The organism is Azospirillum soli (genome assembly GCF_017876165.1).
GTDB lineage: Bacteria > Pseudomonadota > Alphaproteobacteria > Azospirillales > Azospirillaceae > Azospirillum > Azospirillum soli.
The window spans coordinates 483,341-495,740 of sequence record NZ_JAGINQ010000001.1 but is presented as its reverse complement, the minus strand read 5'-3'; the positions used below and the strand labels follow the sequence as shown (position 1 = coordinate 495,740).

15 protein-coding genes are annotated in these 12,400 nt (G+C 67.9%); 6 read left to right on the top strand and 9 right to left on the bottom strand.

What is annotated here, in order from left to right; all coding sequences use genetic code 11:
- Nucleotides 1-215: 215 nt before the first annotated feature.
- The 5 genes from J2852_RS02350 (at nucleotide 216) to accC (ending at nucleotide 5,054) form a co-directional block, all read left to right on the top strand.
- Entirely contained in the window at nucleotides 216-1,688 is a 1,473-nt protein-coding gene (locus J2852_RS02350) for a dynamin family protein (protein ID WP_209870277.1), read from the top strand.
- Between the two features lie 167 nt (nucleotides 1,689-1,855).
- Nucleotides 1,856-2,650: a substrate-binding periplasmic protein gene (locus tag J2852_RS02345; protein WP_209870274.1), complete on the top strand. Its 795-nt coding sequence runs from the start codon at nucleotides 1,856-1,858 to the stop codon at nucleotides 2,648-2,650.
- Nucleotides 2,651-2,772: 122 nt separating this feature from the next.
- Nucleotides 2,773-3,222, top strand: a complete 450-nt coding sequence (gene aroQ, locus J2852_RS02340) for a type II 3-dehydroquinate dehydratase (RefSeq protein ID WP_209870271.1) — start codon at nucleotides 2,773-2,775, stop codon at nucleotides 3,220-3,222.
- A gap of 24 nt (nucleotides 3,223-3,246) precedes the next feature.
- Nucleotides 3,247-3,693: an acetyl-CoA carboxylase biotin carboxyl carrier protein gene (accB, locus tag J2852_RS02335; RefSeq protein ID WP_209870268.1), complete on the top strand. Its 447-nt coding sequence runs from the start codon at nucleotides 3,247-3,249 to the stop codon at nucleotides 3,691-3,693.
- Nucleotides 3,694-3,713: 20 nt separating this feature from the next.
- A complete protein-coding gene (gene accC / locus J2852_RS02330) occupies nucleotides 3,714-5,054 on the top strand; it encodes an acetyl-CoA carboxylase biotin carboxylase subunit (protein ID WP_209870265.1) in 1,341 nt (446 codons plus the stop codon).
- A gap of 47 nt (nucleotides 5,055-5,101) precedes the next feature.
- Here accC and J2852_RS02325 read toward each other — a convergent pair whose 3' ends face one another.
- From J2852_RS02325 to J2852_RS02315, 3 genes are all read right to left on the bottom strand, one after another.
- Nucleotides 5,102-6,271 (bottom strand): zinc-dependent alcohol dehydrogenase, encoded by a 1,170-nt coding sequence (locus J2852_RS02325; RefSeq protein ID WP_209870263.1) that lies wholly within the window; start codon nucleotides 6,269-6,271, stop codon nucleotides 5,102-5,104.
- 14 nt (nucleotides 6,272-6,285) lie between these two features.
- Complete coding sequence (locus J2852_RS02320; protein WP_209870260.1) at nucleotides 6,286-7,263, bottom strand: SRPBCC family protein; 978 nt, start codon at nucleotides 7,261-7,263, stop codon at nucleotides 6,286-6,288.
- Nucleotides 7,264-7,349: 86 nt separating this feature from the next.
- Nucleotides 7,350-8,003, bottom strand: a complete 654-nt coding sequence (locus J2852_RS02315) for a ribonuclease T2 family protein (RefSeq protein ID WP_209870257.1) — start codon at nucleotides 8,001-8,003, stop codon at nucleotides 7,350-7,352.
- A gap of 126 nt (nucleotides 8,004-8,129) precedes the next feature.
- On the opposite strand from J2852_RS02315, the gene aat reads away from it, so the two are divergent.
- Entirely contained in the window at nucleotides 8,130-8,768 is a 639-nt protein-coding gene (gene aat / locus J2852_RS02310) for a leucyl/phenylalanyl-tRNA--protein transferase (RefSeq protein WP_211112060.1), read from the top strand.
- A 10-nt stretch (nucleotides 8,769-8,778) separates the two neighbouring features.
- Here the strand turns inward: aat and J2852_RS02305 are convergent, their stop codons facing one another.
- The 6 genes from J2852_RS02305 to J2852_RS02280 all read right to left on the bottom strand — a co-directional run bounded on the left by J2852_RS02305 (nucleotide 8,779) and on the right by J2852_RS02280 (nucleotide 12,399).
- Nucleotides 8,779-9,192 carry a DUF2155 domain-containing protein gene (locus J2852_RS02305; RefSeq protein ID WP_343206664.1) on the bottom strand — a complete coding sequence of 138 codons (414 nt, stop codon included), beginning with the start codon at nucleotides 9,190-9,192 and terminating at the stop codon, nucleotides 8,779-8,781.
- A gap of 76 nt (nucleotides 9,193-9,268) precedes the next feature.
- A complete protein-coding gene (locus tag J2852_RS02300; protein WP_209870252.1) occupies nucleotides 9,269-9,673 on the bottom strand; it encodes a hypothetical protein in 405 nt (134 codons plus the stop codon).
- Nucleotides 9,674-9,742: 69 nt separating this feature from the next.
- Nucleotides 9,743-10,489 (bottom strand): class I SAM-dependent methyltransferase, encoded by a 747-nt coding sequence (locus tag J2852_RS02295; protein ID WP_209870250.1) that lies wholly within the window; start codon nucleotides 10,487-10,489, stop codon nucleotides 9,743-9,745.
- A 251-nt stretch (nucleotides 10,490-10,740) separates the two neighbouring features.
- Nucleotides 10,741-11,229 (bottom strand): outer membrane lipid asymmetry maintenance protein MlaD, encoded by a 489-nt coding sequence (mlaD, locus tag J2852_RS02290; protein WP_209870247.1) that lies wholly within the window; start codon nucleotides 11,227-11,229, stop codon nucleotides 10,741-10,743.
- A 30-nt stretch (nucleotides 11,230-11,259) separates the two neighbouring features.
- Entirely contained in the window at nucleotides 11,260-11,652 is a 393-nt protein-coding gene (locus tag J2852_RS02285; protein ID WP_209870245.1) for an NADH:ubiquinone oxidoreductase subunit NDUFA12, read from the bottom strand.
- Nucleotides 11,653-11,745: 93 nt separating this feature from the next.
- Nucleotides 11,746-12,399 (bottom strand): LysE family translocator, encoded by a 654-nt coding sequence (locus J2852_RS02280; RefSeq protein ID WP_209870242.1) that lies wholly within the window; start codon nucleotides 12,397-12,399, stop codon nucleotides 11,746-11,748.
- Nucleotide 12,400: the final 1 nt, after the last annotated feature.

Sequence of the window (12,400 nt, the reverse complement as noted above, 5' to 3'; positions counted from 1 at the left end):
CCGTGATGGTCATGAGAATGGTCGTGCGGGTGATCGTGCGCGTGCGATCCGTGGCCCACCGGTTCGGCTCCTTGCTCGTGGGGCGGCGTCGTTCGGACACTAGAACGGTCGGGTGGCTTCGTCACGGCGATTTCGCTCCCCCTCCGGGCGTTGGCTCGTGCTAGACAGTGCCCCCGTTACGCACGCCCTTTCACAGACACGGGACCCCGCCGGCCATGACCCCCAGGCAAGCCCTCCAGCAGCGCCTCGCGGCCTTGGACGCGCATCTGCGCGCGGAAAACCCGAACATCCTGCCGGTCATTCCGACCTTCCGGAACTTCGACCGGGTGCTGGTCCGGCTGGGCCTGCTGGGGCCGCACGAGTCGCTGACCACGCGCATTCCCTGGTGGCCGATGATCGCGGTGCTCGGCACCTTCTCGGCGGGCAAGTCCACCTTCCTGAACGGCTATCTGGGCGCGCCGTTGCAGAACACCGGCAATCAGGCGGTGGACGACAAGTTCACGGTCATCTGCCACGGGCCGGAGACGCGGCGGGAGGCTCTGCCCGGCACGGCGCTGAACGCCGATCCGCGCTTTCCCTTCTACCGCATCGCCGACGAGATCGAGAAGGTCGCGGCCGGCGAGGGCAAGCGCATCGACAACTACCTGCAACTGAAGACGCTGGGCGGCGACCGGGCGCGGGGCAAGATCTTCATCGACTCGCCGGGCTTCGACGCCGACGACCAGCGCCGCTCCATCCTGCGGCTGGTCGACCACATCGTCGAGCTGTCGGACCTCGTGCTGGTCTTCTTCGACGCCCGCCACCCCGAACCGGGGGCGATGCAGGACACGCTCAAGCATCTGGTGGCGAAGACGGTGGACCGCGCCGACGCCCGCAAGGTGCTCTATATTCTGAATCAGGTCGATACGACCGCGAAGGAGGACAATCTGGAGGCCGTGTTCGGCGCGTGGCAGCGGGCCATCGCGCAGGCCGGTCTGGTGTCCGGGCGCTTCTACGCCATCTACGACGACAAGTCGGCGGTCGCCATCGAGGACGACGCCGTGCGCGGCCGTTATCAGGCGCGGCGCGACGCCGATCTGGCGGAAATCCACAGCCGCATCGCCGAGGTGGAGGTGGCGCGTGCCTACCGCATCGTCGGCATGATCGACAGCCTCGTGAAGGAGCTGAGCGGCGAGGTCGTGCCGCTGCTGCGCGCGGCCATGCGGCGCTGGCGCCGGCTGGTGCTGGTCGGCGACCTGCTGTGGGCGGGGCTGCTGGCCGGGCTGTTCGCCGGCATCGCCTCGCTGGTCGGGACGGAGACGGTGCCGGCCTTCCTCGGCTGGCTGACCGAGGCGCCTGCCGGCGGGCTGCCGGTGCGGGCGCTGGCGGCGTCGGTGCTGGTGAGCGGTTTGTTCTTCGCCGGGCATTTCTGGATCCGCGCCTTTGCCGCGCGGCGGGTGTCGAAGGTGCTGCCGGAGCGGTTCGGCGACGTGGACCTGAACCTGCGCCAAGCCTTCCTGCGCAACACGCGCTTCTTCCGCTCGATCTTCCGCAAGCGGCCGGCCGGCTGGAATTCGCGCGCCAAGAAGCGGATCTTCGGCATCCGCGAGGCGCTGGCCGAGCATGTCCAGCGCATCAACGACCTTTACACCGACCCGGCGGGTAAGCGCGCCAGGGCGGCGGACAAGGCGCCAGCCGCCGCGGAATGATCGCCGCCTTGTGATCGCCGCGTCGACGGGCCCAGCGAACCCCTTCTTTTGGCAAGGATTTGGGGGAATTGAGTTGGAGCCGGAACCTCTTTACAGTTCCGAATCGTCCCGCTACATGTCGCGTCAGGGTTGCGAACGCTAAGGGTTCGAGGGAAGGAAAGGCGAGCATGCTCGGCAGGCGGATGCTTCTGGCCTTGGCGGCGCTACCGAACCTTATCCTGTCTGCTCTTATCGTGTCTTCTGGGGCTGGCACCGCGCGCGCGGCGGTGATCGAGTCCACGCTCGACCTTGTCACCGGCCACGACTACGCGCCCTTCACCGGCGAGGATCTGCCCCAGGGCGGCATGCTGACCGAAGTGGTGCTGCGCGCCTTCAAGGCAATGAACCTCGACTACGATGTCCGCTTCGTGCCGTGGAAGCGCGGCTACGACGGCGTGGTCGCCGGCAAGTTCCTGGGCACATTCCCCTATGTGCGCACGCCGGAACGGGAGGAGGACGCCCTGTTCTCCGACCCGCTGCTGGTGGTGCGGCAGCTCGTCTACATCTCCACCCAAAGCTCCATGGAGTTCCAGTCGCCCGAGGACTTCAAGGCGCGTGCGGTCTGCGCGCCGGTCGGCTACGCGCTGCCGCCGGAGCTGCACGCCATGGCCCAGGCGGGGGAGGTGACGCGCGAAAGCCCGGCGGACCTGCCGGCTTGCGTGCGGATGGTGGCGTCCGGCCGGGTGGACGCCTTCGTCATCGACGAGCACACGGGGCAAGCCGCCATCGCCAGGGCCGGGGCGGCGAACGAGATCCGCATCGCCGCACGGCCCTTCGCGCAGGTCGCGCAGCATCTGATCGTGTCGAAAGCCAACCCGGAGGCCCCGGCGGTGCTGGCCGCCTTCAACACCGGCTTGCAGAAGCTGAAGGACAGCGGCGCCTTCGACGAAATCGTCAAACGCCATGCAGCCCTGGTTCGGTAACCGGGCGCGCGGGCAGGGCTGCTTTGCTCCGGTAAATGGTCCTACCTGGGGCCATGCGCCATTGCCTGTACGGCGCAAAGTGCTATAAACGCGCGTCTTGATCTGGAAAAGGGGCGTGGCCCGTGGCCATCGACGCGTCGGTTCTGGTCCTCAACGGACCCAACCTGAACATGCTGGGCGTGCGCGAACCGCACATCTACGGTTCGTTGACGCTCGACGACCTGGAAGCGGCCTGCCAGGAACGCGCCGAACAGCTGGGGCTGGTCGTCGATTTCCGGCAGTCGAACCACGAGGGCGAGCTTGTTTCCTGGATCCAGCAGGCGCGCACGGAGCATGACGGCATCGTCATCAACGCGGGCGCCTACAGCCACACCTCCGTCGCCATCATGGACGCGCTGATCCTGTCCGAGCTGCCGGTCGTCGAGGTGCATCTTTCCAACATCTACAAGCGTGAGGCCATCCGCCACCACTCGCACATTTCGGCGGTGGCCAAGGGGATGATCTGCGGCTTCGGCCCGCACGGGTATCTGCTGGCGCTGGACGCCGTGGCGAATATCCTCGAACGCGACTAAGGAACTACGGGAATCACGAACACCATGGCGAGCTTCGACATCGACGGCGATCTGGTCCGCAAGCTGGCGGATCTCCTGCGTGAGACGGGCTTGAGCGAGATCGAGTTCGCCGAGGGCGAGAAGCGGATCCGCGTCACCCGCCCGACCGCCACGCAAGCGGTCGCCGTCCACGCGCCGGTGGCGGTCGCCGCCCCGGCCCCCGTCGCGGCGGCCCCGGCGGGCAAGCCGGCCAGCCATCCGGGCGCGGTCACCTCGCCCATGGTCGGCACCGCCTACACGGCGCCCGAACCCGGCGCCACGGCCTTCGTCCGCGTCGGCGACACGGTGAAGGCCGGCCAGACCGTCCTCATCATCGAGGCGATGAAGGTCATGAACCCCATCAAGGCCCCGCGGGGCGGCACGGTGACGGAGATCCTGGTCTCCGACGCCCAGCCGGTGGAGTTCGGCGAAGTCCTTATGATCATCGAGTGAGCGGGGACCATCCCTTGGCGATGTTCGAGAAGGTCCTGATCGCGAACCGTGGTGAGATCGCGCTGCGCATCCACCGCGCCTGCCGCGAAATGGGCATCCAGACCGTGGCGGTGCATTCCACCGCCGATGCCGACGCCATGCACGTCCGCCTCGCGGACGAAAGCGTGTGCATCGGCCCCGCGTCGGCCCGCGAAAGCTACCTCAACATACCGGCCATCCTCTCGGCCGCGGCGATCACCGGGGCGGACGCCATCCACCCCGGCATCGGATTCCTGTCCGAGAACGCCCAGTTCGCCGAGATGGTGGAGGAGCACGGCTTCACCTTCATCGGCCCGACGGCGGACCACATCCGCATCATGGGCGACAAGGTCACGGCCAAGAAGACGGTGATGGACCTGGGCCTGCCCGTGGTCCCCGGCTCCGACGGCCCGGTGCCGACGCTGGAGGAGGCCGCCCAGGTCGCCCGCGACATCGGCTATCCCGTCCTGATCAAGGCGGCGGCCGGCGGCGGTGGCAAGGGCATGAAGGTCGCCCGCAACCCCGAGCAGCTGGCCGAAGCCTACCAGCTCGCCCGTGGCGAGGCGCGCGCCGCCTTCGGCAACGACGAGGTCTACATCGAGAAGTACCTCGGCAAGCCGCGCCACATCGAAATCCAGCTGCTGGGCGACACGCACGGCAACTGCGTGCATTTCGGCGAGCGCGACTGCTCGGTCCAGCGCCGCCACCAGAAGGTGATCGAGGAAGCCCCGTCGCCGGCGCTCAACGCCGCGCAACGCGACTTCATCGGCAACCTCGCGGCCAAGACCACGGCGGCCATCGGCTATCGCGGCGTCGGCACGATGGAGTTCCTGTTCGAGGACGGGCAGTTCTACTTCATCGAGATGAACACCCGCCTTCAGGTCGAGCACACGATCACCGAGATGATCACGGGCATCGATCTGGTGCGCGAGCAGATCCGCGTGGCGACGGGCGCTCCGCTCGGCTACACGCAGGGCGACATCCGCTTCCAGGGCCACTCGATCGAGTGCCGCGTGAATGCCGAGAACCCGGAGACCTTCATCCCGTCGCCGGGCAAGATCGACGGCTACCACGCGCCGGGCGGCCTTGGCGTGCGCGTCGACTCGGCGCTCTACGACGGCTACCGGGTGCCGCCGCACTACGACAGCCTGATCGCCAAGCTGGTCGTGCACGGCACCACCCGCAACGAGTGCCTGATGCGCCTGCGCCGGACGATCGAGGAGTATGTGATCGGCGGCGTGGACACCACGCTTCCGCTGCACCAGCGCATCATCGGGCAGCAGGACTTCATCGACGGCAACTACGACATCCACTGGCTCGAACAGCTGATGTCGAAGAAGTAAGTCAGACCCCCTCTCCCGCCGGCGACGCCGGCGGGAGAGGGGGCTGATTACGCCTTCAGCACCACCTTCATGCAGTCGTCCTGCTTGTCGTTGAAGATGGCGTAGCCGTTCGGCCCGTCGTTCAGCGGCATGCGGTGCGTGATGATGAAGGTCGGGTCGATCTCGCCCTTCTGGATGCGCTCCAGCAGCGGGCGCATGTATTTATGGACGGGCGTCTGGCCGGTCTTGATGGTCAGCGCCCGGTTCATCAGCGATCCCATCGGGAATTTGTCCACGAAACCGGCGTAGACGCCGACGATGGACACCGTGCCGCCGTTGCGGCAGGCCATGATCGCCTGACGCAGCGCCGACGTGCGGTCGGTCTCCAGCATCAGCGCCTGCTTCGTTCGGTCATAGGCCCCGGCGAAGCCGACGCCATGCGATTCCAGGCCGACCGCGTCGATCACCGAATCCGGGCCGCGCCCGCCGGTCATCTCCTTCAGCGCCTCGAACACGTCGGTCTCGGCGTAGTTCAGCACCTCGGCGCCGCTCTTCTCCTGGGCCATGCGCAGGCGATAGGGGAAGCGGTCGATGGCGATGACCCGCTCGGCGCCGAGCAGGAAGGCGCTCTTGATGGCGAACTGCCCGACCGGGCCGCAGCCCCACACCGCCACCGTGTCGCCCGGCTGGATGTCGCAGGCCTCCGCGCCCATGTAGCCGGTCGGCAGGATGTCGGTCAGGAACAGCACCTGTTCGTCGTCCATCCCGTCCGGCACCTTCATCGGGCCGACGTCGGCGTAGGGCACGCGCACATACTCCGCCTGCCCGCCGGGATAGCCGCCCAGCAGGTGCGAATAGCCGAAGATGCCGGAGGGGGAGTGGCCCCACAGCTCCTCCGCCATGGCGGCGTTGGGATTGGAGTTCTCGCAGCAGGAGAACAGGTTGCGCATGCAGGACAGGCAGCCGCCGCAGGCGATGGGGAAGGGGACGACAACGCGGTCGCCGACCTTCAGCTTCTGCACGTTCTTGCCGACTTCGACCACCTCGCCCATGAACTCGTGGCCCATGATGTCGCCGGGCTGCATGGCGGGGTTGAAGCCATTGTAGATGTGAAGGTCGGATCCGCAGATCGCCGTGGACGTGATGCGGACGATGGCGTCGTGGCCGTTCAGGAGCTTCGGGTCGGGGACGTTTTCGACCCGCATGTCCTTCTTGCCGTGCCAGCAGATGGCTTTCACGCTGGTGTCCTCCCTCAATGGCTCGGTTGGTGGTGCTCATCGGCCGGCCAAGGCTGGGCCGGGTGCGACAGGGCCATGGAGCCTTCCGCCACCGTGACCGAACCCGTTTCCAGCACCTGCTTCAGCCGGCGCAGGTCATCGCGCACCTGCATCTGCGGCTCCTCGCCGAACAGCTTGGCGACCATCGCGCCGATGACGCCGCCCGGCGGGTTGTAGCGCATCTCCACCCGTACGATGGTGCCGCGCCCGCCCGGCGCGCGTTCGAAGCGCACCTCGCCGCTGTTGTCCACGTCCGCCCCCTCCAGGGAACGCCAGGCCAGGAGTTCGTTCGGGCGATCCTCCGTCACCTCGGCGTCCCAGACCACGGTGCGGCCGGCGGGGGCCTTTGCCACCCAGTGGGAGCGGCGCTCGTCCAGCACCTCCACATGCTCCAGGTGGCTCATGAACTGCGGCAGGTTCCGGAAATCGCGCCAGAAGCCGTAGATCGCCTCCGGCGGGCGGTTGATCGCCACGGTCTGCCGCACATGGATGTCGCCGGTCCACGACCGGCCGGTGCCGGATTGCCCCTGGCCGAACTGCTGCCCGATCCGCTGCCCGGCCAGCACGTCGAGCGCCGCGACCCCGGCCACGGCCGCCGCCGCCGCCGCGATGCGGTTGGGCTGCGCGTCGCGATGGCGCGCGTTGTTGCCGAGAAAGGCGAGGTCCATCAGGTCGCCGCCGACCCGCGCCCACAGCCAGCCGGATTCGCGCGGCTGAGCCAGGATGCCGACGCCGTTGGCGACCTCCCGCAGGCCGAAGGCCCGCAGCATCGTCCGATTGCCGTCGTCGTCGGGAATGCCGATCAGCCGCGCGACCGTGTCGGGCGCGGCGATCTCTGCCAGCCCCAGCCCGATGCTGAACCATCCCAACGCGCGCGAGAGTTGCTCATCGCGTTCGCTCGGCTGCCGCCCACGACGCCTGTCGTGGGCATGCCGCATATCTTGAATCGCCATTCTGGCCTCCATCGAACCTGAACCGTGACGGAATATCCCCGCTGCACGGCTCAACCGGTGGAGGCCCTTCGGCGTTCCTAATCCCTTCAGCGCGCGGCGGACAGGATGGCGTCGCGGCGGCAGCGGTCCACCACCTTCTCCCCGCAGGCGACGAAGCCCAGGTCCTTGTCCATGCACAGGCGAACCTCAGCCACGTCGCGCTTGGAGCAGACCACCGCGACCGATTCGGGCGTCAGGCCGGGGTTGGCCTGGACGAACAGGCGCTCGACCTGGGTGGCGGGCACGGACAGGCCGCTGGCGGTGGAGTGAAATTCCGCCGGTATCTTGACCTTCTCGTAAGCGGTGCGGATGCGGGCGAAATAATCGGTGGCGTTCAGGCCGGTGCAGGTGCCGTGCTTCTGCCACTGGTGCACGATCAGGCCGACGCTGGGCATGATCGGCATGGTCTGGTCCACCACCGCCTTCGGCACGCTGCGGTCGCGCGTGCAGTTGGCCGGGTAGCCGCCGGCGCTGTACTGCGGCCAGAGCCCATGCACGACGAATCCGAACTTTCGATCCACGCCGCACTGGTCGGGATTGCCCTGGCTCTCTTCCTTGGCGCAGTAGGTCGGCGACCAGGACAGGGACAGGACGTAATAGTCGAAGGTCCCAGGCTCCGCCTTGCGTTGCGCCCAAGAGCTGCCGGTCGTGGACAGAAACGCAACCGTGACGGCGACGATGGTCGCGAGAGCCTTCCTCATGACGTGTCTCCAAGCGTTTAGTGCGATTTTTTGTTGCATACCATGGTGGGCGAATTCTGTCGCGCGGAAGTGGAGACCCGTCATCGGCGTTGGGCCATTCCAGTTCGAGCGGTTATAGTGGCTGCGATGATCGAGCTGTCCGCACCGCTGCTGCTGCGCGCCTACGCCGCCGGCATCTTCCCGATGGCCGAGAGCGCCGAATCGGAGGAGCTGTACTGGTTCGACCCGGAGCGGCGCGGCATCCTGCCGCTGGACGGCTTCCACATTCCCGGCCGCCTGCGCCGCACGGTGCGCAAATCCCCGTTCGAGGTGCGGTTCGACACGGCCTTCCAGGCGGTGATCGAAGCCTGCGCGGAGTCGACCGCCGACCGGCCGAAGACCTGGATCAACGCCGACATCGTGCGGCTCTACACCGAGTTGTTCGAGAGCGGCTTCGCCCACAGCGTGGAATGCTGGCGGGACGGGCGCATGGTCGGGGGCCTGTACGGCGTGTCCCTGGGTGGCGCCTATTTCGGCGAGAGCATGTTCAGCCGCGAGACCGACGCCAGCAAGGTGGCGCTGGTCCATCTGGTGGCGCGGCTGAAGGCCGGCGGCTTCGCCCTGCTCGACACCCAGTTCGTCACCGAGCATCTGAGCCAGTTCGGCGCATTGGAGATCCCGCGCGGCGAGTACCGCCGCCGCCTCGCCGCCGCCCTGGCCGTTCAGGCCGATTTCGGCGGCGTGGATCAGAACCGGGCGGTGGCGGCGCTGCTGAACAGTTCCTGACGCAGGAATCTCATCCACCCGTGCAGGACAGCACCCAGACATCGTAAATTGGGTGTTCCATGGCCGACAGGGCGGGGCTGGAGGCGAACATCCAGCCGCTGAACACGGCCTCGGCCTTCTCGCCCGGCTTATTCTCGACGACCTCCAGGAAGGCGGCAGCCTCCGGCGGCTCGATCGGCGGGTTTTCCCGACAGGCGCGCAGCGTGACGCGCAGGCTGCCGAACATCTTCGTCTCGCCGACCGCGATGGTGAAGGTGGAGGTGCGGGCGGTAACCTTGTCCAGCCCCTGCAACTTGGCGGCCGGGCGGGCGACCATCTGGTCGGGAACCGGAGCCGCCCCGGCCCCCGTTGGAGCGAGGACGGTCGGGGCGAAGAAAAGCGCGGCCACGAGGGCCGCGCCGCAGAAGCTCTTAAGTGTCGTCACGTCGGATCGCTTCCGTGGTGTCGAACGGCGCGGGATAACCCGTCCGCCTTCTACTATCCCGGAAGCGTCCCCGCGTCTACTGTGCGCCCGTGCGGGCCGTGGTGCCGCCACCGGTGTTGGCGTCGGTGGTCGGGGTCGTTGTCGTCGTCGAACCCGCCGTGGACCCGGCCGTGCCGCTGCGGGTCGTACGGGTCGTCGTGCTGGTGGTCGTGTCACCGGTCCGCTCGTTGCGGGTGGTGGTCCGGCGGGTCGTGGTGTTGTCCGACTGGCCAGTGGCGTTGCGGTTCTCCTCGATCTTCTCGGTCGCCGCGCCGCCGGCCGCACCGGCCGCGCCACCGACGACGGCACCCACAGGACCGCCGACCACGGCGCCCGCCGCGGCACCGCCCAGCGCGCCGCTGCCCGCCTTCTCCTCCATCGTGTTGCCGCAGGCCGTGACCAGAAGCCCCAGGCCGAGGACGGCCAAAACACGCGCTCGCATCGCTCTTCCTCCTGTTTTGCGCGAATTGCGGAGGAAACGTCGGCGTGCGGGCAATGGTTCCGGTCGAGGTTACGCCTTGGCGGCGAATCGCAGCCGGACGTAATCGGCCGTCCACTGGCCGTCCGCGCTCCGCAAGGCCGGGGCGAGGTCGTCCATGACCTCGGCGAGCAGGGCGGGGCGGTCGGCGTCCGGCACGCGGTTCAGGAAGCTCTGCGCGAAGGTGCCGAGCCAGCCGGCCATGTCCGTGGGCAGCGGGGTGGGGCGGGGGATGAGGGCGATGCTGGCGACGGTGAAGCCCGCCGCCTCCAGCTTGCCCCGGTATTCCTCCGGCGTCGGGAAGTACCAGGGGTTCGCCGCCGTGCCGTCGATGCCGTGCTTGTCGAGCGCGCGGGTCAGCGCCGCGACGATGCGGCCGACGTTGCCCGCCCCGCCGAATTCCCCGACGAAGCGCCCGCCCGGCTTCAGCGCCCGTTTGACCCCCGCGATCACCGCGTCCGGCCGCGTCATCCAGTGCAGCGCGGCGTTGGAGAAGACCGCGTCGGACTCGTTCGCGAAGCGCAGGTCGTGGGCGTCGGCCACCCGTGCATCCAGGCCGCGCGCCTTGGCGGTGGCGACGAACTCCGGACTGGCGTCCGCGCCGACCACATCGCAGCCGACCGCGGCCAGCCGTTCCGTCAGCGTCCCCTCGCCGCAGCCGAGGTCGAGGATCCGTTCCCCCGGCCGTGGCGCCAGCAGGTCCACCACGGGCATGCCCAGTTCCGGCACGAAGCCGGCGTGCCGCTTGTAGCCGTCGCTCTCCCAGCGTTGATCGGTCATCGTGTTTCTCCCCGGCTCATGGATGTGATTCGGCTGCGACCGCCTATCCACATCGTCATCCCCGCGCAGGCGGGGATCCCGAAGTTTGACGGATAAGCACTTCAACGGACTGGATTCCCGCCTTCGCGGGAATGACGGTGAAAAGGTGTTTTCGGAAGGGAAACCGCTTTGCAGACCAAATACGATGGTACTGCGACACGGATGGCCCCAAAACGACCGAAGGGGCCTTTCGGCCCCTTCTCGTATCGTCGTCACATCTTCGGGTTCTCGGCGCCTTGGCTGCCGTCCGGCTTGCTCATGTTCTGGAGCGAGAAGATGACCTGCCCCAGAAGCTGCTCGATGCCGGGGGTGCTCTGCGTGTACTCGACCTTGCCGTTCGGCTTGATCATGTCGGGGTCGCCGCCGGGTTCCAGCGCCAGGAACTTGCCGCCCAGCAGGCTTTCCGAGGCGATCACCGCCGCGGTGTCCTTGGGCAGCTTGATGTCCGGGTGCACCGACATATGCACGACCGCCTGATAGCTCTTCGGATCCAGCGTCAGGCCGGTGACCGAACCCACCTTCACGCCGCTGATGCGCACGTCCGCCCCGCTCTGCAGGCCAGAGATGCTGGAGAAGTTGGCGGTGATCTCGTACCCGTCCACCTTGCGCAGGTCGGCGCTGGTGTAGGCGAAAGCGAGAAAAAAGCCGGCAACGGCGAGGACAACCCCGCCGAGCACGGTCTCAATCACATTGCGGCGCATGAATGTTTCCTAAAGGACGGTCCGGGCGGTTCAGCCCGGAGTCCACGGCTCGTAATCGCCGGTGGCGCGCACGCGCTGCCCGCCGGCGTACTGGTGCCCCGGCGGCCGGTAAGCCTGCGCCGAACCCGACGGGTTGGCCATGTGCTCCTTCTGCCAGGGCTTGTGGTAGGGGCTGGTGCCTTCCGGCAGCGGGTCCTTGGTGGTGTGGTGCAGCCAGGCATGCCACTCCGGCGGGACCTTGGAGGCCTCCGGCTCACCGTTGTAGAGCACCCAGCGGCGCTCCCGCAGGCCGCGCTTGGCGTTCTTGTCGCGGTAGTAGGTGTTGCCGAAGCGGTCGGTGCCGACCTTCTCGCCCCGGCGCCAGGTCACAAACCGGATGTGGATGTTCGCCATCCAGGTGATCAGGGAGATTTTCTCGCTCATCGTCGCTCGCGATCAAAGGGCCGGTCAAACGCGGGCGGCACTATGACACCGCAGGTGCCGCTCGTCCACAGGCTGTGTAACGATTTTCGACGCCTACGCAATGCGCCGGTCAGTCAGCAGAAGACGCACGGCGAAGCCCAGGAACAGCACGCCCGCCACGCCGTCCAGCACGGCCTTGACCCGTACGTTGGACAGAACACGCCGCGCCGCCCCGGCGCTGAGCGCCGCGACGCCCAGCAGATAGGCGCAGCCGAGCCCGGCCAGGATCGACCCCAGAACGAAAATCTGCAGCGCGACATGGCCGAGTTCCGGCGCCACGAACTGCGGCACGAAGGCCAGCTGGAACAGGATGATCTTCGGATTCAGCAGGTTGGTCAGCAGCGCCTGGAGGAAAACCCGGCTTTGCTGGGGCGACTCGGGCGCATCGTTTCCGGCCTCGCCGCGCGTGGTGAAGGCGCTCCACAGCGCCCGCGCGCCGATCCAGCCGAGATAGGCCCCGCCCGCATAGCGCAGCAGGTCGAACAGAGCCGGCGACGCCGCGATCAGGGCGGAGATGCCGGCGGCGGCCAGCAAGGCGTGCACGATGTTGCCGACGGTGATGCCGGCCGTGGCGGTCACGCCCGCGTTGCGCCCGTCGGAGATGCTGCGCGAGAGGACGAGCAGCGAATCCGGTCCCGGCGCCAGCACCAGGACGGTCGCGGCGATCAGGTATAGTTGCAGAAGATGCGGGTCGAGCGGCAGGGACATG

What these genes read in the sequence shown, in the direction of transcription:
- J2852_RS02350 (WP_209870277.1), top strand. Translation starts at nt 216, where the DNA reads ATGACCCCCAGGCAAGCCCTCCAGCAGCGCCTCGCGGCCTTGGACGCG.
- J2852_RS02345 (WP_209870274.1), top strand. Translation starts at nt 1,856, where the DNA reads ATGCTCGGCAGGCGGATGCTTCTGGCCTTGGCGGCGCTACCGAACCTT.
- accB (WP_209870268.1), top strand. Translation starts at nt 3,247, where the DNA reads ATGGCGAGCTTCGACATCGACGGCGATCTGGTCCGCAAGCTGGCGGAT.
- accC (WP_209870265.1), top strand. Translation starts at nt 3,714, where the DNA reads ATGTTCGAGAAGGTCCTGATCGCGAACCGTGGTGAGATCGCGCTGCGC.
- J2852_RS02320 (WP_209870260.1), bottom strand. Translation starts at nt 7,263, where the DNA reads ATGGCGATTCAAGATATGCGGCATGCCCACGACAGGCGTCGTGGGCGG.
- J2852_RS02315 (WP_209870257.1), bottom strand. Translation starts at nt 8,003, where the DNA reads ATGAGGAAGGCTCTCGCGACCATCGTCGCCGTCACGGTTGCGTTTCTG.
- aat (WP_211112060.1), top strand. Translation starts at nt 8,130, where the DNA reads ATGATCGAGCTGTCCGCACCGCTGCTGCTGCGCGCCTACGCCGCCGGC.
- J2852_RS02300 (WP_209870252.1), bottom strand. Translation starts at nt 9,673, where the DNA reads ATGCGAGCGCGTGTTTTGGCCGTCCTCGGCCTGGGGCTTCTGGTCACG.
- J2852_RS02295 (WP_209870250.1), bottom strand. Translation starts at nt 10,489, where the DNA reads ATGACCGATCAACGCTGGGAGAGCGACGGCTACAAGCGGCACGCCGGC.
- mlaD (WP_209870247.1), bottom strand. Translation starts at nt 11,229, where the DNA reads ATGCGCCGCAATGTGATTGAGACCGTGCTCGGCGGGGTTGTCCTCGCC.
- J2852_RS02285 (WP_209870245.1), bottom strand. Translation starts at nt 11,652, where the DNA reads ATGAGCGAGAAAATCTCCCTGATCACCTGGATGGCGAACATCCACATC.
- J2852_RS02280 (WP_209870242.1), bottom strand. Translation starts at nt 12,399, where the DNA reads ATGTCCCTGCCGCTCGACCCGCATCTTCTGCAACTATACCTGATCGCC.